The organism is Paenibacillus sp. 01L418, from assembly GCF_056400045.1.
In genome coordinates this window covers 16854-41809 of the sequence record NZ_JBFTSN010000010.1, presented here as the reverse complement: position 1 = coordinate 41809, position 24956 = coordinate 16854, and the positions used below count along the sequence as shown (strand labels likewise).

Here is a 24956-nt window from a genome sequence, read left to right as displayed (position 1 = left end):
AGGTTTATGAATCAAATGGGTCGTTATTATGCTATTCTTAAGGTTACGAAAGATTTAACTACTAAAGTGCGGAAGAGGTCTATAGATGAGTGAAATAAAGTTTTCGGATTATGCGTTAAGTCAAGAAATCGTTCGAGCGTTGGAGAGCTTGTCCTACGAAACGCCAACGGAGGTGCAGCGCGAGGTTATTCCGGTTGCGCTTGAGCAAAAGGATTTGGTCGTTAAATCACAAACGGGCAGCGGCAAGACGGCAGCCTACGGGATACCATTATGCGAGCTGGTTGATTGGAACGAAAACAAGCCTCAGGTGCTTGTGCTGACACCAACGAGGGAGCTGGCACTGCAAGTCAACGAGGACATTACAAATATCGGCCGTTTCAAGCGGATCAAATCGATGGCTGTCTACGGTAAAGCGCCTTTCCATATCCAAAGAGCGGAGCTTAAGCAAAGAACGCATATGGTCGTAGGGACGCCTGGACGCGTACATGATCATATTGAGCGTGGAACACTCCCCATCGAACGAATCAAATATCTAGTCATCGACGAAGCGGACGAAATGCTGAACATGGGCTTTATCGAGCAGGTACAAGCTATTATACAGCAGCTGCCTACGGATCGAGTGACGATGCTGTTCTCTGCAACGTTCCCTGAGGATGTAGCTAAGCTAGCGCATAGATATATGAACACTCCTGTACAAGTAGAGATCAAGGCAGAGGGGCTTACGACTGCTACGATTGAGCACTCGGTTATTGAGGTGAAGGAAGCAGATAAGTTTAAGCTGCTCCAAGACGTGATGATCGTCGAAAATCCGGACAGCTGTATTATTTTTTGCCGGACACAGGAGAATGTAGATCAAGTGTTCAGACAAATGGCGGAGCTCGAATATCCGTGCGACCGCATCCATGGCGGCATGGAGCAGGATGAGCGTTTTGAAGTAATGAATGCGTTCCGCAGAGGGCAATTCCGTTATTTGGTTGCAACAGATGTAGCAGCGCGAGGCATTGATATTACGAATATTACGCATGTCATCAACTTCGATATTCCGCTGGAGAAGGAAAGTTATGTTCATCGTACGGGCAGAACGGGACGGGCTGGCAAAACGGGTAAAGCGATCACCTTCGCAGCATCTAAGGATGCAAGGCGCCTAGCTGAAATAGAAGGCTACATCGGATTTAGCATTAACAAAGCGAAGGCGCCATCAGAAGAAGCGGTTGACCTTCGCAGAGAAGATTTTGAACAGAAGCTCAATATCGGTCCCGTTCTCAAAAAAGACAAGCGCGAGCAGCTGAACAAACAGATTATGAAGCTTAACTTTAACGGCGGCAAGAAAAAGAAGCTTAGAGCGGTCGATTTTGTTGGAACCATTGCCAAAATAGAAGGCGTGTCCGCGGAAGATATCGGTATTATTACGATTTTGGATAATGTTACCGATGTTGAAATTTTGAATGGCAAAGGCTCGCTAGTGCTGGAGGTTATGCGAAATACGACAGTGAAGGGCAAGCAGCTGAAGGTTCGCAGAGGGAATAAGTCTTAACTAACAGAGCGGATTCACACTAGGGAAATAAAGCGGAATCCTCCATGAAACAAGATAGGGAGATCATCGTGGAAAGCTTCATCTATCAGAATGTTTTGATGGTCGTGGCAGCTATCGTGCTGATTGCTTTGCTGTCCATCGTGTATGTAAGCTGGCGGAACGGCATTTCGCCTATGCCTTCCTCAGCGCCGTTGCGGCGGGTTGTAGTTGATGAGATCAGACGGCTGCAAAGCCGCGGCGTTATGGTGGAGGCGGGCTCTGGCTGGGGTACGCTCGCGCTTCAAGCGGGGAGAACCAGCAGAAACCTGCGGATCATTGGAATCGAAAATTCAGTTATCCCCATGTGGATATCTTTTATGGCTGCGAAACTCGAAAATCGGACGAATGTATCGTTCAAAAAGGGCGACTTGTACACATATTCGTACCGGGATGTGGATATGGTTGTGTGTTACCTCTATCCGAGTGCGATGCGGCGTTTAAGCCCCATTTTTCACGAGCAATTAAAGCCGGGTGCACATGTTATAAGCGTATGTTTTGCGCTGCCGAACTGGGAGCCTGAGCGTACTCTTATTTGCCGCGATATGTATCGGACGAAGGTTTATGTATACAAGGTAAAGTAAACATCATAGAAGGAGGAGCAAATGATGGAGATGGAATTGAAGGAGCAATTTGGCGGCATCGATATTTATTTATTTGATCAGCTGCTGAAGGGATCACTGACTAAGGATATGAGTATTCTTGATGCAGGCTGTGGCTCAGGGAGAAACCTGACGTATTTGCTCCGCAGCGGCTATGATGTATTTGCAATCGATCGATCAGAGACGGCTATTCAAGAGTTGCAGCGGTTAGCGGACTTGATAGCTCCTAAATGGGCGAAAGAGCAGGCACGCGTGGAGGCGGTAGAGCAGATGAGCTTCGCCGATGCCAGCTTTGATTTTATTATTAGCAGCGCGGTTCTGCATTTTGCCGACAATGAGGAGCATTTTGATCAAATGGTTAATGAGCTCTGGCGCGTGCTTAAGCCAGGCGGGAAGCTGTTCGCTAGGTTGGCCTCCTCCATTGGCATGGAGTCCCGTATGCAGCCGCTTGGTGAAGGACAATATCTGCTTCCTGACGGAAGCAGACGTTTTCTGGTTACGGAGGAAAAACTGCTTGGAATGACGGCAAAGCTGAGCGGGCATTTATTCGAGCCGCTCAAAACCGTTATCGTAGCAGACAAACGCTGCATGACTACTTGGTGTGTAGAAAAATCAGGCTAATATGCATGATTACAAATGAAGCCACCAAATACCAGCGCATTCGGGCAGGTGGACGAGCTTGTCCCGCGCTACCCTATCTGCTAATTCATCACTAAAGAAGAAACGTGTTAATTGCTCCGCTTGTTCCACGCTGTCAAAGGTGTAATCCGTTCGTACCCATTTGTGCGAGAATCCATAATCCTGCTCAAGTGCAGCGTAATATTTTTTCAAAAAGTCAGGCGGGTTTGGTGTTTCGAAGCCAGTGCCCATCGTCTCAAAAATAATAATGGTTCCGTTATCGCGGAGCACACGTTTCATTTCGCTCATAACCTGCTGTAGGTTATGCTCCCAGTTTGGTAGATTATCGCTGCCTAAGTAACAAATACTCCAGCCGGAAACGATTAAATCCGCGCTTTGGCTCGCAAGAGGCAGCTCGCGATGATCAGCAGCCTGCGTTCTCCAATTCGTATAGCCAGCAGAACGTAATCGTTCTGCCGCTACGTGCAGCATAGGTTCATACGCATCAAGTGCAACAATCGTTTTGGCCTGATCGGCTAGTACGGCAGTCAGTCTGCCGGAGCCGGCACCAAGATCTACAATATCCAATCCTCTAATTGGTCTTATCTCTTCGATCCAATGCTGCACGCTCGGCTGCTTCGCGATTAATTCATGATAACGCGCCGCTTCCTCCTTATAAATAACATCATGGTCTGGCATCGCAATTCCTCCTCAGTAGGGTTCAAAATGATTCATCCCTAGCTTAAAGGTATACGTAACGGAAAGGTCAATAGCCATGTTTTAAACGGTTGACGTCGGATCAAACTTCTATTCGGCAGTCTCAAATGTATATTCACTTAGGTTATGGATAACGTCATCATCTATGGCAATATCCAGCTGTTTCAACGCGAGTAAAACAGAGCCGACTACAGGCGGGAATTTAGGCTGAACAACGGTGTAGCGCTTGTTGTTTCCTTGCCGAAGCTGCTCGCCCAGCTCGCGAATAAAATAAGGGCTGTTTGCAACGCTGCCTGTGAAAGTAACAGCAACCTCTTCACTATAGAAGGAGGAAGCAATCATCTCGATGCCTACCTTGATTTGATCGATGGCACGGCTGCACACGCGGATCGCGAGAGAGCTTCCACGCTCGGCGGCTTCCGTAACCGCAGGAGCGAACTTCCCAAACTGCTTGTCTCGCGTACGGCGATCATCCGCAAAGCCTTTTTTGGCTATATCAGCAAGCTGCTGGACTGTTGAAACATCCCAATGAACAAGCATGGCCTCGCAAAGCTCATGGTCCGTATCATTACAATTGCCTGCCAGCATCTCATATACAGCATCATAGGCAATAAATCTCGCTGCGCTAGCTGCATAATGGTGAAAATCATAATTGCGAATCAGTTGTCCATCGTCCGTCATGCCTACGATAATCGAGCCTGTTCCAGCGATAACGACGATGCCTTGTTCACCCATTAATGCGCCTCTATGAGCAGAGACCGCATCATTCACATGCCACATCGGGCAGGTAAGTCCCGGAAGCTTTGTTAATGTCTTAATCCATTCGAGGTCAGATGGGGAATCGAAGCCTGCAATACCGGCAACCAGCGCCAGCGCATGCTCAGGAGTACGGCCAGCTTGCTGCAGTGCTTGGGCTATAGCTCCTTGCACATTTTCTGCTGCCATCTCGTCTTTGTAAATAGAGGCGGAGCCTCGTTCCAAATATGAAAGCACATGTCCTCTATGACTGCACACCATGACGCGGGTATGAGTTCCGCCGCCGTCTATTCCAATTACAACCTGCTCTTCTTGAAAATGCATAGGCAGCTCTCCTATTCGTAGTGGCTTGTGCGGCGTCGAACGAACGCTTGGTCAAACTATCGCATTATTTTACTCCAATTTACCAAATAGAGGAAGTGGTGGATTACAAAAAAGTGAGAATGGCTTGCTTAAATACGCAGCGATAGCCTCGTTGTTTATATTGCGTTTAAACAGGCAAGGTAAAGTAGGAACTGTAGTGGAGAGAATAGAGAGATACAGGAGTGATACTGATGAAAAATAAAAATAGCAACGTCAAGCGATTCATAGGGCTGATTATGGAGACGAATCCCCCGAAGATGATGCTGTCTATTGCGGTTATTTTGAGCGTCATTACGACGCTAGTTAGCTTGACCATACCCCTATTCACGAAAAATATGGTTAATGGCTTCTCGCTGGGGTCATTGAGCACGGGGCAAATTGTCTGGATGGCGGCTGCTTTTATCGCGCAGGTTGTGTCTGGAGGCGTGTCTGTTTACCTGCTGCATTACAGCGGCAATAAGATCGTCTCGTCTATCCGAGAGCGGTTATGGAGCAAGCTGCTGCGCTTGCCAGTCCCGTATTATGACAACAAATCCTCCGGTGATACGATTAGTCGGCTGACTAATGATACGGCGCTGCTGAAGGGTCTTATTACGGAGCATGTAACTGGTTTTTTCACAGGCATTTTGTCCATTATCGGTGCATTGTCGATTCTTTTCTATATGAATTGGCAGATGACGCTCATCATGTTAACCGTCTTCCCTTTGGCCGCACTCATTATGGTGCCAATTGGGCGGAAAATGTACAGCATATCCAAATCCACGCAGGCGGAGAACGCAAGATTTACTTCCGTCGTAAATCGTGTGGTGTCGGAGATTCGGCTGGTTAAAGCATCCGGCTCGGAGCCTGCTGAATATGAGCAAGGACGCGTCGGCATTCAGAATTTGTTTGGTTTTGGTTTAAAGGAAGCTCGCATGCAGGCGCTTATTTCACCAATCGTCACTTTTATCATCTTATTGCTGCTGGTATGCTTAATCGGCTTTGGCGGTGTTCAAGTATCATCAGGTAAGATGACTGCGGGTGAATTAGTCGCCTTTATTATGTATCTGTTCCAAATCATGCTGCCGATCACGCAGATCTCACAATTTTTTACGCAATTTCAGAAGGCAATGGGCGCGACGGACAGCATTATTGGTATATTAGAATCCGATGAAGAAGATCAAGATAATGGCAAGGAAGTAACTCAGATGGACCAAACCTTGCAGGTGGAAAATGTATCATTTGCCTATAAGCCCGATGAGCCAATCCTGCGTGATGTGAGCCTGACGATTGAAGCGGGCAAAGTAACTGCTCTGGTTGGCCCGAGCGGCAGCGGCAAAACGACGCTATTCTCGCTGCTGGAGAGGTTCTACGACCCGACATCCGGGGCGATTAGGCTTGGCGGAACAGACATCCGCGACGCGTCTCTGCGTTCATGGCGCAGCCAGATTGGCTACGTTTCGCAGGAGAGCCCAATTATCGCAGGCACGATCAAAGACAATTTATGCTACGGTCTGACGCATGAGGTGACGCAGCAGGAAATCGAGCAGGCTGCACGAATGGCTTATGCAGACGGCTTTATTGAAGCATTGCCTGAGAGCTATGAAACCGAAGTTGGCGAGCGCGGCATTAAGCTATCGGGTGGGCAGCGGCAGCGGATTGCCATTGCAAGGGCGCTGCTGCGTGATCCGCAAATCCTTATGCTCGACGAAGCGACGTCTAATCTCGACAGCAAGTCAGAAGAAGTGGTGCAGGACGCGCTGAAAAATCTAATGATCGGACGGACCACTGTCGTTATCGCCCATCGCTTGTCGACGGTTGTTGATGCGGATTCGATCGTTTTCCTAGAGAAAGGCGTCATTACCGGGGTAGGAACGCATGATCAATTGTATGCTAGCCATACCATGTATCGAGAATTCGCTAATGGACAGCTTCGAGTCAATAAAACGGCTTCTTAAGTAAGCAGAGAAGAGGGTGGAGAAATGGGCTATGTGCTGATTGTAGACGATGATCCGCATATTCGTGAGCTGGTTCGGGTTATTTTGGAGAAAGAGGCTTTAAGCGTGCAGGAGGCTCCGGATGGGCAATCGGCGCTTGCTCAAATGGAAGCCTCTCCGGCAGATATGGTCATATTGGATATTATGATGCCGAATATGGACGGCTGGGAGCTGTGCCGTGAGCTGCGGGAGCAGTACGATATTCCGCTGCTCATGCTGACGGCCAAGGGAGAAATGGGCGATAAGGTGCGAGGGTTCCACCTCGGAACGGACGATTATTTAGTAAAGCCGTTTGATCCCGCGGAGCTGACTGTCAGAGTTAAAGCGCTATTGAAGCGTTACCGAATCGCGGTGTCGCAGCAGGTTTCCGTAGCGGAGATCATGCTCGATCGRCAGACTTATGAAGTGAAGATTCATTCGGATTATACGACGCTTCCTCCGAAGGAATTTGAGCTGCTGTTCAAGCTCGTTAGCCATCTAGGCCGTACATTGACACGCAACCAACTGATCGAAGCGATTTGGGGCTATGATTTTGACGGCAACGAACGAACGCTGGATGTACACATCAATCGGCTGCGTGAGCGTTTTGTCGCTTGGGAGGTATCGATTAAGATCAGTACGATCCGTGGACTCGGTTATCGGCTGGAGGTACTCCAATGAATCGTAAAATGTCAAAATGGGAAGTTTCACTGCGTGTTGTAGGAGCTACATCGATGGTATTCCTACTGAGCGGAAGTGCCTTCTCACTGGCGTATTGGTTGACGAAGTGGTTTTACACGAGACATGAGGTCCGCTTTCCTGAATATATAGTGCAGCTGGTGAACTGGGGACTGGGCATTTTATTTATCATTGTGCTTTTCGCTATCGTTAATTTGGTGATACGACCGAAGCAGAGGGAAGTTTGGGTTGAAATGATCGATGCGCTAAAACGAATGGCAAAGGGAGATTTCAACGTGGCCTTGGATCGTGACAAGAAATTTCATGGCCAATTCGGGGACGTTATTCAGTCCATCAACGATATGGCGCATGACCTGAAGCAGGTAGAGCTGCTTCGTCAGGAGTTTATTTCTAACGTATCGCATGAAATTCAATCACCTCTGACCTCGATACGCGGATTTGCGAGCACGCTGCAGCGCGAGGACCTTAGCCCTGAGGAGCAGCGTCATTACTTGTCGATTATTGAGCAGGAAACGACGCGGTTGTCCAAAATAAGCGACAATCTGCTTAAGCTGACAACGCTCGAATCCGAGCAGCAGCAGCTGGACACGAAGCGATACAGGCTCGATGCGCAGCTTGAGAACATTGTGCTCGCTAGTGAGCCTCAGTGGCTGGACAAAGCACTTGAGCTTGAACTGGAGCTAGAGGAAGTAGAAATTGCGGCGAGCGAAGAGATGCTTAGTCAGGTTTGGGTAAACCTCTTTCATAATGCGATTAAATTTACACCTGCCAAAGGGAGCATTAAGATTGTACTGGAGCGCCTAGGTGATGAGGTCAAAGTAAAGATTACAGACACGGGTATTGGCATTTCTTCGGAGGATCAGCTCCGCATCTTTGAACGTTTCTATAAGGGTGACAAGCAGCGGACGAGAACGGCTGATGGCAGCGGATTAGGCTTGTCGATCGTCCATAAAATCGTTGAGCTCCACCACGGGAATATTCGTGTAGACAGCAGGTTGAATGAGGGTTCTTCTTTTGAGGTGACGCTGCCGATTACTTAGCAGCCAGCTATTCATATAAAGTGCCTTGAAACGACAACGAGTTCTGTTCTTCCATATATTACACTCGACTGTTTTGTTTCAAAATAGCCATATGAGGTTAATCATAGCTATATCGAATGACAGAGAGGGGCAAAAAAATATGGGTTTATTATGGACATTAATCGTTGGCGGAGTAATTGGTTGGTTAGGTGGTTTGCTTGTTGGGCGCGACGTACCGGGAGGAATTATCGGTAACATCGTAGCTGGCTTCATCGGAGCTTGGTTAGGTACGCTAATTCTTGGCTCGTGGGGACCGACGATGGGCGGATTTGCTCTCATCCCGGCTATCATTGGAGCTGTTGTAGTCGTACTGCTGCTAAGTGCAATCTTGCGAGGAACACGACGCGCGTAGTCTAATCTTTACCTAAACTTGATAAAACCGTTGTTGAAGTAGTAACGTATACTTCAATAGCGGTTTTTCTGCGTGTAGATATTGATACGGCAAGGGGAGAGGTTAAAAGGCATGCTCATATTCGTTAGTATCATTGCGGTAGTCATAGTTGTTGTGTATTTGGTCCTCCAGTATTACCCTGCTTTTGGGGCAGCACAATCAAAGGAGCGGCGGCAGCAGTTAAGCCGTTCGAACCAATATGGCCGTAAAAAATTTATAAATGCGATTCCTACAGCCATGGATACGACAACAAGCGAGAAGCTGAAGCTGCTCGTTCAATTTATGAAAGGCAATAAGATGGCTAGGCCAAGCAAAGCGCTAGTCGTTGAGTCGATGAGTGAAGGATATGGTGCCGGGCAGCATCAGCCTAAGCTGACATGGTTTGGCCATTCTGCAGCTTTGCTTGCAATCGACGGGAAAACCCTGCTGCTTGATCCGATGTTCGGCAAAGCGCCGTCCCCGTTTCCGTTTATAGGCGGTAAAAGATTCAGTGATAAGCTGCCGTTTGAGATGGAGCAGCTTCCGATGATTGATGCGGTACTCATTTCACATGATCATTACGATCATTTGGACTATGGCTCGATCGTAAAGCTTAAGGATAAGGTGAGACGCTTTATTGTTCCGCTTGGTGTTGCGCCTCATTTGGTAAGATGGGGAGTAGATCCATCCCTTATAGAGGAGCATGATTGGTGGGATGAGTTTTCATATGAGGGGATTCAACTCGCTTGTACGCCTGCAAGACATTTCTCAGGTAGAAGTTTAACGGATCGCGATGCAACGCTTTGGTGCTCTTGGGTAATACATGGCCGGGAGGCACGCATCTTCTTCAGCGGAGATAGCGGCTATGGTCCTCACTTTAAAGAAATTGGCGACAAATACGGACCCTTCGATCTCACATTAATGGAATGTGGACAGTATGATGAGCGCTGGGCAGCTATCCATATGATGCCGGAAGAAACGGTACAGGCTCACTTGGACGTACGCGGAAAGATTATGATTCCGATACACTGGGGTGCATTCACACTTGCCATGCATGATTGGACCGACCCTGTGGAGCGAGCGGTAAAGGCAGCTAAGGAGATGAAAACACGCATTTCGACTCCGAAAATCGGAGAGACTGTACTGCTTCAAGCGGCTGAGTACCCATCCTCAGCGTGGTGGCGGTAGCTTATATATTTATAGCTGAAAAGCTTATAAAACATAGCAGGGGCTGTCTTCAAAGGTCTATACATACCTTTAGAGACAGCCCCTGCTGTTATTATTTGATGCCTGAGATCGCGTAGTTCTCGATAATATGCTTCTGGAAGAAGATAAAGATGATGATGATAGGCACAACCATAAAGGTTGATCCAGCCATTTGGAGGGCATAGTTGCCGCCGTATTGCCCTTTGAGCAATGACAGGCCAACGGAGAGAGTGTAAAGCTTCTCATCGTTCGCGATAATAAGCGGCCAAAGGAAGCTGTTCCATCCGCCAATAAAGGCTAATATGCCTTGTACCGCAAGTATCGGCTTCGAAATAGGAAGCACGATTTGCATGAACGTCCGGAATTCACTTGCACCGTCAAGACGGGTTGCTTCCAGCAGCTCATCTGGAATGGTAGCCATGAACTGACGGAACAGGAATATACCGAAGGCGCCGACAAGTCCGGGCAGAACGATACCGATCATCGTATTCGTCAGATGCATTTCATTTAGGATTAGATAGACTGGAATCATCGTCACCTGACCAGGAATCATCATCGTAGCAAGTACGATATAGAACAAGTTATTACTGCCTTTGAATTTGTACTTCGCGAAGCCGAAACCAGCCATCGCATTCAGGAATAAGYCAATAAAGGAGAAGAAAACGATAATTAGCGTATTTTTCAAATAAACGCCAAAGTTCATATTCTCAAACAAGTTCTTGAAATTTTCCGTCGTGAAGCGTTCAGGCAGTAAGGTAGGCGGGATATTCTGTATCTCGCTCTCTGGTTTAAAGGAAGAAAGGATCATCCATACGAAAGGAAGGATGACCAATACCCCGCCGACCGCGAGGCATATGCCTAGTATCCACTTGAGCGCTTTTTCGCCTTTTGAGGCGCTTGACGCTTTTGCTTGCGAACTCATCCATTACACCTCCGTTTGGATTATAGATCCGTTTCTTTATTTTGAAATCTGAATTGTACGAGCGTAATAATAATGATTGCGATGAACAGGACAAATGATCCTGCTGCCGCGTATCCGAAGTTGCTAAGCTGGAAGCCGTTCCGATAAATAAACAGGGCCACAGATGTTGTGCTGTCGAGTGGACCACCGTCGGTCATAATGAATGGCTCTTCGAAAAATTGCAGCCAACCGATCATGGTAGTGATCGATACGAAGAAGATCGCGAAGCGCAGCATTGGAATCGTGATGTAAGTCAGCTGTTTCCATGTGCTGGCACCGTCGAGCTGAGCCGCCTCGTAATAAGACTTCGGAATACCTTGAAGCGCGGCAATGAAGATGATCATATTGAGACCGATCCCTCTCCATACCGCCATCAGAATAAGCGATATTTTAGCCATGACTGGATCTTGAAGCCATGGAACCGTAGGCAGATTAATCGAATCAAGAATATAGTTGAGCAGACCGAAAGCCGGATTGTAAAGGAAACCCCATACAACAGCAACGGCAACAACGTTTGTAACTGATGGCATATAATAGACGACGCGGAAAGCTTTAAATGCACGGTTTGCGCCGAAATTAATCATGATCGCAATAGCAAGTGAACATAAGATAACAAGTGGAACACCGATGATCACGTAGAACAACGTATTAAGTATGGCTTTTACGAAAATAGGATCAGCCAGCACGTCTACATAGTTTTTGAATCCGACGAATGAAATATTGGACCAGTCAGCAAGGCCTGCCAAGTCCATGTCCGTAAAGCTTATTATTAAGGCTACAAGGATCGGCAATAACGAAAATAAGGTAAGCAAAATAAGCGTTGGAGCGATAAAGAAATACGGTGCCTTACTCTGAGAGATGCCTTTCATAAACGACCCTTCCTTTGCTATGAGCGCCTGGCTTTATCCATTTCTAATGGAACCGGCAGCGGCTCTGTTCCAGAACCGCTGCCGGCGATGGCGATCATTATTTATTCAAAATTTGTTCAGCTTTGGCGTTGAAGCTGTCAAGTTCCTTCTTAATTTCAGACTTGCCGCGGTAAATTCTCTCGAATGTCGATAGCACGTTTTGAGCAATTTCTTCCCATGGCTTGATAAGCGGCATAGGCTCCGAGCTGTTCAACTGCTCACCGATAACTTTTACATTAGGATCTTTAGTCAAAGCTTCGTTCTCCCATGCTTTTTTCGTGGAAGGAAGCGAGTTTGTAAGCTCCAGCCATTTCAGCTGTGTCTCAGGCTTGCTCATGTAAGCAAGGAATTTCAAGGCTTCTTCTTTGTGCGTTGTATGTTGGAAAATAGACAAGTTAGAGCCGCCTAGAGAAGAAAGGTTGTTCTTTTTCTTAGGAAGTACAGCTGTTGCCCATTTGCCTGCAAGCTCAGGTGCTTGGTCATTGATTAGTTTAATCATCCAAGGTCCGCTGATGAACATTGGCGAGATGCCTTCACCCTTAAATGCAGGGATAATATCCATACCTAGATCAATCGGTGCAGAGCCGTCTTTGAAGAAGCTGTCCAAATATTCAACGGCTTCAACGAATTCTGGTTGGTTGAATTGTGGTTTGTTGTTCTCGATAAGCTTCGAGCCGTTTTGACGAGCGAACATGAATAGTAGCGATTGTTCTTTAACATCAAGGCTGATGCCGTATTTGTTTTTGCCGCGAGCTTTAAGCTTTGTTGCAGCATCTTTAAGCTCATCCCATGTTTGTGGAGCTTTATCGTAGCCTACTTCTTTCAGTAGATCTGTACGGTAGTAAAGTACGCGAGTGTCGATGTACCAAGGTACGCCTACAGTTGCATCTTCGTATTTAGTTGTTGATACCGATCCTGGGTAGAAGTTTGCTTCAGCAAGTTCTGGATATTCAGTTACGTAAGGAGTGATATCCATAAGCGCTTTAGCGGATGCAAACTCAGGAATCCAAGTTGTTCCCATTTGAAGCACGTCTGGACCTTTTTTGGAAGCGACAGCCGTCAATAGCTTGTCATGTGCCGTATCCCAAGGAAGTGCTTGTACATTGACCTTAATGTTAGGGTTCTCAACCATGAATTGCTCTGCAATCTTCGGCAAGGATTTGGCTTCTTCACCCATCCCCCATACGTTGATGGTTACTTTATCGTTTGCTGCTCCTTCATTGCTGTTGTTGCTTCCGCAAGCAGTGAGGGCGCCGATAAGTAGCATAGAGCTAGCTAGTGCAGTTGCTACTGATTTCTTAAACATTAATTATTCCTCCTGTGTGAATGATTGTTATCAGTACTATGCTGTGAATCCGTGCAAGTTATGCACGCAGGCGGCTGTTGTTTGCCGTATATATAAGCCTAAGCTGGGTGTAGATGAGCAGGTAAATGTTACATTCCCTGCCGCAGCAAAAACGTTCGCCACAAGTAAATAGAAATACTATTTGATGTGGTGAAACGTTTCTATAAACAAAATATATTACCGTTTACAACTTTAGAACCAGACCTGCTTATTGATTCGAAACGTTTCGACATCATTATAGATCAAAGTTTTAACGGGTTCAAGCGTTTTTTTATTTCATGAAAATAGTCTCATATTAGTAATATAAACGTTTCTATTAAAGATGAAACAGCAATTGACGACTCTTTTTGAATTGTTTATAATCCAAATTAGGAATCAATAGAAACGTTTCGATTGTTAAAAATATTGGCCATAAGACATAAGCGTGGTAAAGACAGAAGGACCTGTAAACATTAACGATAAGAACGATAAATTTGATTGGCTATTACGAGGAGGAACACGGATATGGAAAAGCAACCTGCGGCTCTTCTAAAGCTCATGACGCTTGAGGAGAAGATCGGGCAGCTGCTGCAGCTGGCGACGCCATTCTTTGAAGGCGCGGATGGACAAATTACCGGACCGATGGCTGAAATGGGCGTAACGGAAGAAACGGTTCGCAATACAGGCTCCGTGCTTGGCTTAACAGGAGCGAGGGAAGTCATTAACATACAGAAGCAGCATTTGGCGAACAACCGCTTAGGCATTCCGCTTCTAGTGATGGCGGATATCGTCCATGGCTACAAAACGATCTTTCCTGTACCGCTGGCAATCGGCTGCTCATGGGATATGGAGCTGGCGGAACAAAGTGCCGAGATCGCTGCTAAGGAAGCTGCTGCGGCAGGCGTACACGTTACGTTCGCTCCGATGGTCGATCTCGTAAGGGACCCAAGATGGGGCCGAGTCATGGAATCGACAGGCGAGGACCCATATTTGAACAGTGAATTCGCCAGAGCCTTCGTAAGAGGCTTCCAAGGAAAAGACCTTGCAAATGATATTAACCGCGTGGCAGCATGCGTAAAACACTTTGCCGCATATGGAGCTGCAGAAGGTGGACGCGACTATAACACGGTTGATCTGTCTGAGCGTCAGCTTCGCGAGTTTTATTTGCCTGCTTATAAAGCGGCGCTGGATGAAGGCTGCGAAATGGTCATGACGGCATTCAATACAGTGGATGGCATTCCAGCTTCAGGAAACAAGTGGCTGATGCGTGATCTTCTTCGCGGCGAATGGGCGTTTGACGGTGTGCTAATCTCCGATTGGGGCGCAGTAAAAGAGCTGATCCCGCACGGTGTTGCAGCGGATGAATCGGAAGCGGCAATGAAGGCGATCAAAGCCGGCGTCGATATTGAAATGATGACGACCTGTTACACGGATCATTTGCAGCGGCTTGTTGAGGAGAATGAAATCGATGTTGCATTGATCGACGAAGCTGTACTTCGCATTCTGGAGCTGAAGCAGAAGCTGGGCTTGTTCGATCAACCGTATCGTGGTGCGAATGAAGAGCGTGAGCAGGAAATTGTAGGCTCCGCAGCACATCGCAAGGCTGCGCGTGAGCTGGCTCTTAAATCCTGTGTCCTCGTAAAAAATGAGGGAGTTCTTCCGCTTGGACGCGAGCAGAAAATTGCTTTGATTGGTCCTTTCGCGGCTAGCGGCGATATTCTTGGACCTTGGTCTTGGCTTGGCTCCAAGGAAGAGGCGGTTCAACTGGCAGCAGGCATCGCAAGCAAAGTAGATGCATCATTGTTGTCTGTGACAGAAGGCTGCGGTATTGAAGACGCAACGGATGAGCAGTGGCAAGCGGCATATGCTGCAGCTAAAGAAGCAGATATCGTGGTGCTTGCTTTAGGTGAGCATTCGGATATGAGCGGAGAAGCGGCTAGCCGGTCGAATATTAGATTGCCGCAGGTACAGCTTGAGCTAATCGCTCAGCTGAAACAGCTAGGCAAGCCGATGGTGACTGTCCTATTTAACGGACGACCGCTTGATCTGCACGGTGTAATTGATCAATCGGATGCCGTGTTAGAGGCGTGGTTCCCAGGTACGGAAGGCGGTGCTGCCATTGCGGAATTATTGTTTGGCGAGTCGGAACCGACTGGAAGACTGTCGATGTCCTTCCCTCATTCCGTAGGCCAAGTACCGGTTTATTATAACCGGTTCAATACGGGAAGGCCGCAGGGCGCACCTGATGCGCAGGTGAAATACGTATCTCAATACTTGGATGTTCCGAATGAGCCGCTGCTGCCGTTTGGTTATGGGCTTGGTTATACAACCTTTACCTACAGCGGAGCGAAGATGGCGATGGATACGATGAGTGCTTCTAAGCCATTACATGTAAACATCACAGTAACGAACACTGGGGCTCGTGCTGGTGAGGAAACCGTACAGCTGTATGTACGCGACATGGCGGGGGATGTTGTCCGTCCGTTACAAGAGCTAAAGGCATTCCGCAAGGTGATGCTGCAGCCAGGAGAGAGCAAAGAGGTCTCGTTTACGCTGGAGGAAAAACAGCTGCGTTATTATCATGCTGATCTAACCTTCACAAGCGACCTTGGTGACTTTGAACTGTACATTGGGCCAAACAGCCGCGATGTAGAAACGCTTAAATTCAAACTAAGCAAATAGAAAGGCAGTGAGAAGAAGATGGAAGCTATAGTGAATGCGTTGAAAGCGATGAATAAATTGCAAATAAAAGCAGGAGAGCTGACGTTTGATTTTTTAAGCAGCGGAGACCTTGCGCAAGCTGTCCATAAAGGAACGATGCTGAATCAAGTGGTGTCGAACAATGTAGATGGTTCGCTTAACAATCTTTACTTGCGCATGCATACCGAAGAAGGGATTTCTTATGAGCCTTTGCTTGGGATTCATTCGTCAAGCCGCATGTCAGCGGTGGATGGTCGTCTGCTATGGGAAGGGACTGCATTTGATGGCATCGCCTATCGCGTAGTCTTCACATTAACGAACCATGGCATCTGGTTCTGGGATGTAACCGCACATTCGCAAGGAAAAGAAGCGAAGATCGACATCACTTATGGACAAGACATTGGACTCGCAGATATTGGCGCAGTGCGGTCGAACGAAGCTTACATGTCGCAGTACGTTGACCATAAAGCTTTTAAAGATAAGAAGCTGGGTTATGTTCTTTGCTTCCGCCAGAATCAGCCGATGCAAGGATCATTTCCTTACATGCAGCACGGTGCACTAACAGGAGCAGCCAGCTACTCAACGGACGGATTCCAATTCTTTGGTCTTAGCTATAAAGAAACGGACGTGCCGGAAGCACTTGGCAAGGTTGAACTAGCGAATGAGGTTTATCAATATGAATTCACTTATGCGGCGCTTCAAGCTGAGCCTGTCTTGTTGAAGGATAAAGCTCGCTTTGTATTTTACGGCATGTTCAAGGCTGATCATCCATCAGCTGTGAGTGAAATAGAGTTCAGCGCTGAAATTCAGAAGGCTTGGGAAGAAGTTGAGCGTTCGAATGAGACCGACTTCGCTGCGGCGGCAACACCTGTAGCTAAGTCTGAGGTTGCAAATGCGATTGGAACGCCAGTACGCACGGCATCAATGACGATGGAGGAAGTTAACGCTTATTTCCCTAACCGTCATCAGGAGGAATGGCAAGACGGCAAGCTGCTGTCTTTCTTTACAGAGAGCCATGAGCATGTTGTGCTTAAGGAGAAGGAGCTGCTAGTTGAGCGTCCGCACGGTCATATTCTAATGTCTGGCGGCAATGACCGCATGACAGAGGATGTTATGACGACAACTTCCTATATGTACGGTATTTTCAACTCACAATTGCTAGTAGGCAATACCAGCTTCCACAAGCTGTTTACGAATGCGCGCAATGCGCTCAATAATTTAAAGACATCTGGACAACGCATTTATGTCGAGTTGGAAGGTTCATACCGCCTTCTTACTATGCCTTCGATGTTTGAGATCGGCTTTAACTATGCTCGTTGGTTCTACAAAACAGCAGATGACACAATCATCATTACAAATTATACAACGGTTGATTCGCCTGAGGTACGCCTTCACCTTCGTTCGGAAAAAGGACAGGCTTACCGCTATTTAGTTACGAATCAAGTATCCATGAATAACAATGAATACGAGCTGCCGTTCCATATGGAGCTGGAGGACGGCGTATTTACTTTCAAGGCTGACCAAGCTTCTATCAGCGCTCCGATCTTCCCTAATCTGCAATATCGGATGTTCGTAAGCGGGGCAGACATGACTGCAGGCGATGAAAGCTTGCTTGTTAGCGGTACGGCATCAGGCTCAGCATCGCTCGTGGTGATGCAGCTTGGCCAAAGTGCGGAATGGACAATTACGATGCAAGGTCTCTTGCGTGGCGAGGCATTGCCGAAGTCAGAGCGGAAGGCAGAGCTTGAAATCGAGCGCTACCGTGAGTTTTTCCGTCATGTGATGAATGGCTTCCGCTTATCCGCTGAGGGTACTGAAGCAGCTTCAGCTGAGCTGGATAAAGTGAATGCATTGGCATGGTGGTACACGCACAATATGCTCGTTCACTACTCTGTGCCTCATGGCTTGGAGCAATACGGCGGTGCAGCATGGGGAACGCGCGACGTTTGCCAAGGACCGACTGAGTACTTCATGGCTATGAACAAATACGAGCAGGTTGCTGAAATCTTGAAGACCGTTTATTCCCATCAATACGAGGATGACGGCAATTGGCCGCAATGGTTCATGTTCGACAAGTATTTCCACATTCAGCAAGAAGAAAGCCATGGCGATATTATTGTCTGGCCGCTGAAGGTGCTTGGTGACTACTTGGCAGCAACAAAGGATTATAGCATTTTGCAGGAGCGTGTTCCTTATACGGTCCGTCATAAAGGCGAATTCACGACAGAATCTGCGACGCTGCTTGACCATGCGATGAAGGAAATTGCCTATATGAAGAGCCACTTCCTGCACGACACGTATTTGTCTTCCTATGGCGACGGAGATTGGGATGATACGCTGCAGCCGGCTAATGCACAGCTTAAGCAATATATGGTCAGCAGCTGGACAGTAGCGCTTACGTATCAGGTTATCGCACAGTTTGGCCGCGTGCTGGAGGAAGTTGATGCTGTTCAGGCAGCCGAGCTTAAGGAGCTGGCATCAGCTATTCAAGCGGACTTTAACCAGTATATGCTGCAACAGGATGTCATTCCTGGCTTTGTATACATGGAGGAGCCGGGCGATGCGAAGCTGATGCTTCACCCGACTGACACAACTACAGGCATTCAATACCGCTTGCTTCCAATGACACGCAGTATGATTAGCGAATTGCTTACAGAGGAGCAAGCAGCTGAGCATTACCGTGTTATTAAAGAGCAGCTGTATTGCCCAGATGGCGTACGGCTGATGAACCGTCCTGCACAATATGCAGGCGGCGTAAGCACTAACTTTAAGCGGGCAGAGCAGGCATCTAATTTCGGCCGGGAAGTCGGCTTGCAATATGTTCATGCTCATATTCGTTATGTTGAAGCAATGGCGAAGCTAGGCAAGACGGATGAAGTATGGCAAGGTTTACTCATGATTAATCCGGTTGGATTGCGTGATGTTGTTCCTAATGCAGAGCTGCGTCAAAGCAACTCTTACTTCAGCAGCTCCGACGGCAAGTTCAACAACCGTTATGAGGCGCAGGAGCGTTTCGGTGAGCTTCGTGAAGGAACTGTGCCTGTTAAGGGCGGCTGGAGAATTTATTCGAGCGGTCCCGGAATCTATATGAACCAATTGATTTCGAATGCCCTCGGTATCCGTCAGTCGGAAGGTAATCTGGTTATCGATCCGATTTTGCCAGCTAAGCTGGATGGCATGCAATTCGATTTCATGTGGAACGGCTTGCCGATTACTTTTGTTTATCGCCTTAGCGATGCAGGACAGGTAACGAAGGTCATCATTAACGGTAAGGAAGCGGAAGGGAAGCCTTCAGCTAACCGTTATCGTGTAGGTGGAGTACAAATTTCCGAAGAACAATTGAAAGCTAATCTTCATTCGGAATCGAACCGAATCGAAATATTTATGTAAGAAGCAGACTGGCGGTCTCCAAGAACCGCCAGTCTTTGTGATATAGTGAAGGAACAATGAAAGATAGGAGCGAATGCTGTGGTTAGTATTAAGGATATCGCTAAACAAGCGGGGGTCTCGATCTCGACGGTATCTTACGCGCTTAACGGCAGCCCCAAGGTGACGGATGAGACGACAGCAAGAATATTGGCTGTTGCCAAGGAATTAAACTACATCCCGAACGCTGCTGCAAGGTCGCTCAAGACGAGAGAAACAAAAATTATCGGTGTCTTTCTTACCGACTTCAGCGGCGCATTCTACGGCGATCTCTTGCAAGGAACAAAGGAGATTTTATCGGAAAAGGGCTATGATCTGATCGTGTGCAGCGGTAAGCAATCTCATCGGATGCTGCCCGAGCGAATGATCGATGGTGCGATTATACTGGACGAGACGTTTGGCAGTACTGAGCTGCTGAGCTACGCGGAGCGCGGGCATAAGCTGGTCGTGCTGGATCGTGAACTGCAGCACTCGAACATCAATCAAGTGCTGCTCGATAACAAAGCAGGGGCGAGGCTGGCAGCCGAATATTTGATCGAGCAAGGCCATCGGACTCTTTATGTAGTGACTGGCCCTAGCGGCTCTTATGATTCAAGGCAGAGGCTGCAAGCTGTTACGCAAGCGGTGGAACGATCCGCTGGCGTTAAGCTGACTGTAATTGAAGGAGATTTCAATAAATCGGCTGGAGAGCAGGCTGCAGCGACAATTATAGCTGAGAACAGCGGCACGGCTGCGGCAGTGTTTTGCTTCAACGATGAGATGGCTATTGGTATGTTCAATTATTTGGCGGCGCATCATCCTGATATTCGGATTGGTGAACATATTCATATCGTTGGGTTTGATAATATGGAGCTGGCTTCTTACACTCAGCCGCGCTTATCTACGATTGATTATTCCAAGCGCAAATGGGGGGCTCTAGCTGCCGAACAGCTGATCAAGCTGATCAGCGGCGACGAAGTGGAGCATGAACGGATTTATGTTTCTCTTATTAAAGGGAATTCGGTCAGGCCGGCCAAAGAAAGCTAAATGGAAGCCATCGACGGCGGAGCGGTTTGAGGTGAAATCTCAAGCCGTTCTATTTTTTGAGAAGCATGCCTGTTATCGTTGATTCAAAAAGATTTGGCATAAGCGTTGACAACTGTTTCAAAATGTATTATCTTTAAATCAAGATAAATTAATTAAAGATAAAACGGCGCAGAGAGGAGTGATCATCATGGCAAATGAAAAACAAAATGATTCATTAGCTCTCTTCATTGCGCTGTCTAGAGCGAGCCAATGGGTGAATGCCCATGCGGATCGTGATATTCGTAAAAACGGCTTGAACCGCACGGAGTTTGGAGTGCTTGAATTGCTCTATCACCGCGGACCGCAGCCATTGCAGCAAATCGGTGAGAAAGTGCTTATGAGCAGCGGAAACATTACTTATGTCGTAGATAAGCTGGAGAAGAAGCAAATGGTACGCCGGAGAGCTTCGACTACGGATAGACGCCTCATTTATGCAGAACTAACCGATGAAGGCAAACAGTTCGTAGAGGATGTATTTCCTGCTCACGAAGACGCTATCAAGCAAGCGGTAAATGGGCTGACAGCAGAAGAGAAGCAATTGGCGAGCAAGCTGCTTAAGAAGCTAGGAAAGTTTGCTCAGGAGCACTACAAGTAGCGGGTTTAACTAGCTGTAAAGGTGTAATCACGCGTATGGGCGTTTGTTGCATATCAATGATGGCTGTTATAAGGTAGCAGCGATCATTTATGCATACCATATATCTTAAAATAGAGATTCTTTAAATAGTGGTAAAAGAAGAGCTGTGATGCAAGCAGTAGTTTAAACATTAAAAACAAAATGGAGGAGTTTACATTGAGTATTGCTTTGGGATTATTGGTTGTTCGTGTCGTTGTAGGCCTATTGTTCGTAGGGCATGGTGCACAAAAGCTGTTTGGCTGGTTTGGCGGTTATGGTCCAAAGGGAACAGGCGGCTGGATGGAGTCGATTGGCATTAAGCCAGGGGTTGCTATGGCTGTTGCCGCTGGATTGATGGAACTAATCGGCGGCCTATTATTCGTCGCTGGTCTGCTTACACCTCTTGCTGCGGTATTGATCGTGCTTACTATGCTTGGTGCTATAGTGAAGGTGCATGGTCCTAACGGAATATGGGCAACCGCAAACGGTTATGAATATAATCTTGTTCTCGTAGCCATTGCTATAGGCATCGCATTAACAGGCGCTGGTGAATACTCCATTGATGCGCTTATTGGCTAATCAGAAGTGGGGTTAGTTACATTACTTTTCATATTCCTATAAAATAAGGAGTGTCATTACCATGACAAATCAAACAGCTGGTATTCACCATATAACCGCTTTTGTTAGAAACGCTCAGACGACGGCAGATTTTTATTCAGGCGTATTAGGTCTAAGGTTGATTAAGAAGACGATTAACTTTGATGCGCCAGAGGTTTATCATTTATATTTTGGAAATGAGATCGGAAGTCCAGGCACTATTATTACGTTTTTTCCTTGGGAGAATTCACGCAAAGGCAAAATTGGCGGAGGCCAGGTGGGTATAACCACTTATGTAGTTCCCGCAGGTGCATTCGGTTTTTGGAAAGAGCGTCTAGCTAAGCTTAATATAGATTTTGCTCAAACATCAAGATTTGGAGAGCAGTATTTGCAATTCGAAGATCCTGATGGTTTAAAGCTTGAGATCGTAGCTAGGGAGCAAGGAGAGGATAGTAAATGGTCGTTTGGCGGCGTTCCGGCGCAGCAAGCGATCAAGGGTTTTGGCGGTGCCGTATTATACACGACGGCTTCGGCTAAAACCGCGGAGCTCCTTGTTAACGTGATGGGACTGGAGAAAGTCGGGGAAGATGAAGGTTATGCTCGTTTTAAAGCAACAGGTGATCTGGGCAATCTAATTGACATCAATGTAGAGGATATGGAACACGGACATGGAGGAGCTGGCACCGTTCACCATATCGCTTGGCGGGCAAAAGACGACGCGGAGCACGCGCTATGGAGAAGCCACGTCGAGAGCCATGGCTTCCAGCCTACTCCGATCGTGGATCGCCAATATTTTAACGCGATCTATTTCCGTGAAGCCGGCGGCATTTTATTCGAGATTGCTACAGATCCACCGGGCTTTGCTCGTGATGAAGAGCCGGAGCATCTCGGTGAAAAGCTGATGCTGCCGGAATGGTATGAGGAGCATCGTACGCAAATTGAGCAATTATTGTCACCATTTGAAGTAAGAGTATTGGAGGAGGACAAATGATGAAACATATATTCAAACAAGGAACAGATGCAACTGCACCAGTACTGCTGCTCTTGCATGGAACGGGTGGAACCGAGCGGGATTTGCTTCCGCTTGCTGAGCTGGTCTCGCCTGCTTCGTCCGTGCTGAGTGTCAGAGGAAATGTGCTCGAGAATGGTATGCCGCGTTATTTCAGACGTCTTGCTGAAGGCGTATTTGATCTAGAGGACCTTAAATTCCGCACGCAGGAGCTTAATGATTTTCTAGATCAAGCCGCAGTAGAATATGGATTCGACCGCAATAATATCGTGGCGATCGGTTATTCCAATGGAGCTAATATCGCAGGCAGCCTATTATTCCACTATCAAGGTACGCTTCACGGAGCGATCTTGCATCACCCGATGGTGCCGATTCGGGATGTTGATCTGCCTGACCTAGCTGGCGTACCTTGTTTCATAGGTGCGGGCTCGAATGATCCGCTTTGCACGCCTCAGGAGACGGAGGAGCTGGACCGTTTGCTGCAAGCAGCGGGGGCTCAGGTTACGGTACATTGGGAAACATTTGGACATCAGCTAACGAGTTCAGAGGTAGCTGCCGCAGCGGCTTGGTTTAACGAAACCTTTAAAGGTTAATATAAAGCAAGCATTTCGCTTATGAAGGGGAGCCCATCATGTTATCGATTGATCCAACGAGTCAAAGTGTGCAGGACAATTATAAGCTGTTGATTGGCAGTATTGTGCCAAGACCCATTGCTTTTGTCACTACACTCTCAAGCGAAGGTGTTCTGAATGCAGCTCCGTTCAGCTTCTTCAATATCGTTACCGCTAATCCGCCTATGGTTGCGGTATCTGTACAGCGCAAGCCGGGAGGTATCCAGAAGGATACCTCCCGAAATGCCATCGCCAAAGGCGAGTTTGTTGTACATATTTCTGATGAGAGCTATATCGAAGCGATTAATATAACGGCAGCAGCTTTGCCTTCGGAAGAGAGTGAGGTTGCGCTTGCAGGCTTATCGGCTATCGCAAGCGACCTTGTGCGTGTGCCGGGTGTGGCTGAAGCGAGAATTCGTATGGAATGTGTACTTGATCAATCGTTATCGCTTGGCGGTACAGCGGATTCGCCAGCCTGTGATTTATTAATTGGCAAAGTTGTACGTTTCCATGTGGATGAGGCTTTGTACGAGAATGGACGTATTAACGCCGAGGCATTGAAGCCGGTGAGCCGGCTTGCTGGAAACGATTATGCGAAGCTAGGGGAGCAATTCACAATTGTACGGCCAACATAAACGTAATGTGCGGTAGAAAAATGCCGCGGCAGCTGCGAACAAGAAAAACGTCCGTGGCTGCTTTGCAAATCGATCGCCCCGCTAACACAGCAAAAGCTGCCGATTGTTATACTCGGCAGCTTTTTTGCTTAATCGTAAGCTTCAATTTTGATTAGATAATCTCACATGTCGGAAATCGGGTATGAGCCAATAAAATCTAGTATGGTGTCATTAACCAAAACCGGATTTTCTCTAAGCATATGAGGCCTGTGACTGCCGCCCTGAACGACGAGATATCGAGATCCTTTAATCAGGGAACTCAACTGCTTTATCTTCGTTTCACCTACAAAGGGATCATTTTCACCAGTAATAAGCAAGGATGGACAACGAATGCTGCTTAGCTGCTCGCTCGTAAGCTGAGGATAGAGACGCCAGTCGTTCGCAGACTGCCGCATATGCTCTTGCCAATTTCCTCGATGAGCTTCTGCATGCCTTTCAATCATTTGATTGATGGTCGCTTGCTGCCCCTGTTCCAAAAGCCACTCTGGCTCGAATTGCTCGACACCCGTTGGATCTGCATAACCGCTAGTTCCTATCGTAGTTAAAGTAGCAACTCTTTCGGGATAATGAACAGCGCCATACAATCCAACATTCGCCCCCAAGCTGTAGCCGATCAAATGTGCACTAGAAATGCCAAGCGCGTCCATAAATTCGATCGTGTCCTCTACAAGCTGAGGCGTATTCCATTCGAGACTGCTGCACTTTGTTCGCCCATGACCTCTGAAATCCGGATAATAACAGGTATATTTGCTCTGAAAATCAAGCAATTGGCTGGCGAAGGCTAGAATTCCCCGAGAGTAGCCGCTATGCAAAAAAATGACAGGCTCACCGTTTCCCATTTTTTCATAAAAAACGTCCAAATCCTTGAATGGAATGTGGGGCATGATTGTACCGCCTCCTAAGTATCATCTCAAATCAACGGCAGCTTTTTAAACGTTAAGCTTAAAGAGCTATTCTATGAATATCTCTTTTTTTGGAAGAAATGGCAAGGTGCATTGTAGATATAAGACTAGTTTCAATATCTAATTATGCTGAATTGGTTGTTTAAAGAGAAATAGGACTAGTTTCTAGTCCTATTTCTGAGAATTTCACGCTCGGGAGCCGGAATGGCGGTATGCGGTGCCACTGCTTTG

General features: G+C 47.3%; 22 protein-coding genes. 16 read left to right on the top strand and 6 right to left on the bottom strand.

Annotated elements, in window-relative coordinates; translation table 11 throughout:
* The first annotated feature begins 85 nt into the window (after nucleotides 1–85).
* Genes AC1DSE_RS02895 through AC1DSE_RS02885 form a run of 3 tightly spaced genes read left to right on the top strand, consistent with a single transcriptional unit; the run spans nucleotide 86 to nucleotide 2793 of the window.
* Nucleotides 86–1534 (top strand): DEAD/DEAH box helicase, encoded by a 1449-nt coding sequence (locus AC1DSE_RS02895; protein ID WP_477509526.1) that lies wholly within the window; start codon nucleotides 86–88, stop codon nucleotides 1532–1534.
* Nucleotides 1535–1578: 44 nt separating this feature from the next.
* Entirely contained in the window at nucleotides 1579–2154 is a 576-nt protein-coding gene (locus AC1DSE_RS02890; protein WP_441878391.1) for a class I SAM-dependent methyltransferase, read from the top strand.
* A 21-nt stretch (nucleotides 2155–2175) separates the two neighbouring features.
* The gene (locus tag AC1DSE_RS02885; protein WP_477509525.1) at nucleotides 2176–2793 is read left to right on the top strand and encodes a class I SAM-dependent methyltransferase; all 618 of its coding nucleotides are present in this window, start codon (nucleotides 2176–2178) and stop codon (nucleotides 2791–2793) included.
* Between the two features lie 9 nt (nucleotides 2794–2802).
* Here the strand turns inward: AC1DSE_RS02885 and AC1DSE_RS02880 are convergent, their stop codons facing one another.
* Together AC1DSE_RS02880 and AC1DSE_RS02875 are read right to left on the bottom strand one after the other, a co-directional pair.
* Nucleotides 2803–3489, bottom strand: a complete 687-nt coding sequence (locus AC1DSE_RS02880) for a class I SAM-dependent methyltransferase (RefSeq protein WP_477509524.1) — start codon at nucleotides 3487–3489, stop codon at nucleotides 2803–2805.
* A 108-nt stretch (nucleotides 3490–3597) separates the two neighbouring features.
* Complete coding sequence (locus AC1DSE_RS02875; protein ID WP_477509523.1) at nucleotides 3598–4587, bottom strand: BadF/BadG/BcrA/BcrD ATPase family protein; 990 nt, start codon at nucleotides 4585–4587, stop codon at nucleotides 3598–3600.
* A gap of 230 nt (nucleotides 4588–4817) precedes the next feature.
* Between AC1DSE_RS02875 and AC1DSE_RS02870 the strand changes: the two genes are divergently transcribed.
* The 5 genes from AC1DSE_RS02870 to AC1DSE_RS02850 all read left to right on the top strand — a co-directional run bounded on the left by AC1DSE_RS02870 (nucleotide 4818) and on the right by AC1DSE_RS02850 (nucleotide 9917).
* On the top strand, nucleotides 4818–6563 hold the full coding sequence (locus AC1DSE_RS02870; RefSeq protein WP_477509522.1) for an ABC transporter ATP-binding protein: 1746 nt from the start codon (nucleotides 4818–4820) through the stop codon (nucleotides 6561–6563).
* A gap of 24 nt (nucleotides 6564–6587) precedes the next feature.
* Complete coding sequence (locus tag AC1DSE_RS02865; RefSeq protein WP_339205592.1) at nucleotides 6588–7262, top strand: response regulator transcription factor; 675 nt, start codon at nucleotides 6588–6590, stop codon at nucleotides 7260–7262.
* Nucleotides 7259–8320 (top strand): sensor histidine kinase, encoded by a 1062-nt coding sequence (locus tag AC1DSE_RS02860; protein ID WP_477509521.1) that lies wholly within the window; start codon nucleotides 7259–7261, stop codon nucleotides 8318–8320. Before AC1DSE_RS02865 ends, AC1DSE_RS02860 begins: the two co-directional genes overlap by 4 nt.
* A gap of 139 nt (nucleotides 8321–8459) precedes the next feature.
* Nucleotides 8460–8711 (top strand): GlsB/YeaQ/YmgE family stress response membrane protein, encoded by a 252-nt coding sequence (locus AC1DSE_RS02855; RefSeq protein ID WP_076266420.1) that lies wholly within the window; start codon nucleotides 8460–8462, stop codon nucleotides 8709–8711.
* Nucleotides 8712–8987: 276 nt separating this feature from the next.
* Nucleotides 8988–9917 (top strand): MBL fold metallo-hydrolase, encoded by a 930-nt coding sequence (locus tag AC1DSE_RS02850; protein ID WP_441958508.1) that lies wholly within the window; start codon nucleotides 8988–8990, stop codon nucleotides 9915–9917.
* Between the two features lie 91 nt (nucleotides 9918–10008).
* On the opposite strand, the gene AC1DSE_RS02845 is transcribed toward AC1DSE_RS02850, so the two are convergent.
* The 3 genes from AC1DSE_RS02845 to AC1DSE_RS02835 form a co-directional block, all read right to left on the bottom strand.
* Nucleotides 10009–10857, bottom strand: coding sequence for a carbohydrate ABC transporter permease (locus AC1DSE_RS02845; protein ID WP_477527376.1), 849 nt, complete (start codon nucleotides 10855–10857; stop codon nucleotides 10009–10011).
* 20 nt (nucleotides 10858–10877) lie between these two features.
* Entirely contained in the window at nucleotides 10878–11765 is an 888-nt protein-coding gene (locus tag AC1DSE_RS02840) for a carbohydrate ABC transporter permease (protein ID WP_076266418.1), read from the bottom strand.
* A gap of 97 nt (nucleotides 11766–11862) precedes the next feature.
* Nucleotides 11863–13110, bottom strand: a complete 1248-nt coding sequence (locus tag AC1DSE_RS02835; protein WP_477509520.1) for a sugar ABC transporter substrate-binding protein — start codon at nucleotides 13108–13110, stop codon at nucleotides 11863–11865.
* A gap of 543 nt (nucleotides 13111–13653) precedes the next feature.
* Between AC1DSE_RS02835 and bglX the strand changes: the two genes are divergently transcribed.
* The 8 genes from bglX (at nucleotide 13654) to AC1DSE_RS02795 (ending at nucleotide 23784) form a co-directional block, all read left to right on the top strand.
* On the top strand, nucleotides 13654–15810 hold the full coding sequence (bglX, locus tag AC1DSE_RS02830) for a beta-glucosidase BglX (protein WP_477509519.1): 2157 nt from the start codon (nucleotides 13654–13656) through the stop codon (nucleotides 15808–15810).
* A gap of 18 nt (nucleotides 15811–15828) precedes the next feature.
* Nucleotides 15829–19218, top strand: a complete 3390-nt coding sequence (locus AC1DSE_RS02825; protein WP_477509518.1) for a GH36-type glycosyl hydrolase domain-containing protein — start codon at nucleotides 15829–15831, stop codon at nucleotides 19216–19218.
* A 78-nt stretch (nucleotides 19219–19296) separates the two neighbouring features.
* On the top strand, nucleotides 19297–20280 hold the full coding sequence (locus AC1DSE_RS02820; protein WP_441912982.1) for a LacI family DNA-binding transcriptional regulator: 984 nt from the start codon (nucleotides 19297–19299) through the stop codon (nucleotides 20278–20280).
* A 187-nt stretch (nucleotides 20281–20467) separates the two neighbouring features.
* A complete protein-coding gene (locus AC1DSE_RS02815) occupies nucleotides 20468–20914 on the top strand; it encodes a MarR family winged helix-turn-helix transcriptional regulator (RefSeq protein ID WP_477509517.1) in 447 nt (148 codons plus the stop codon).
* A gap of 195 nt (nucleotides 20915–21109) precedes the next feature.
* Nucleotides 21110–21511, top strand: coding sequence for a DoxX family protein (locus AC1DSE_RS02810; protein WP_372238955.1), 402 nt, complete (start codon nucleotides 21110–21112; stop codon nucleotides 21509–21511).
* Between the two features lie 61 nt (nucleotides 21512–21572).
* Entirely contained in the window at nucleotides 21573–22520 is a 948-nt protein-coding gene (locus AC1DSE_RS02805) for a ring-cleaving dioxygenase (RefSeq protein ID WP_477509516.1), read from the top strand.
* On the top strand, nucleotides 22520–23131 hold the full coding sequence (locus tag AC1DSE_RS02800) for an alpha/beta hydrolase (RefSeq protein ID WP_477509602.1): 612 nt from the start codon (nucleotides 22520–22522) through the stop codon (nucleotides 23129–23131). Before AC1DSE_RS02805 ends, AC1DSE_RS02800 begins: the two co-directional genes overlap by 1 nt.
* 38 nt (nucleotides 23132–23169) lie before the next feature.
* A complete protein-coding gene (locus tag AC1DSE_RS02795) occupies nucleotides 23170–23784 on the top strand; it encodes a flavin reductase family protein (RefSeq protein WP_477509515.1) in 615 nt (204 codons plus the stop codon).
* Between the two features lie 161 nt (nucleotides 23785–23945).
* Here the strand turns inward: AC1DSE_RS02795 and AC1DSE_RS02790 are convergent, their stop codons facing one another.
* Nucleotides 23946–24707 carry an alpha/beta fold hydrolase gene (locus tag AC1DSE_RS02790; protein WP_477509514.1) on the bottom strand — a complete coding sequence of 254 codons (762 nt, stop codon included), beginning with the start codon at nucleotides 24705–24707 and terminating at the stop codon, nucleotides 23946–23948.
* Between the last annotated feature and the right edge of the window lie 249 nt (nucleotides 24708–24956).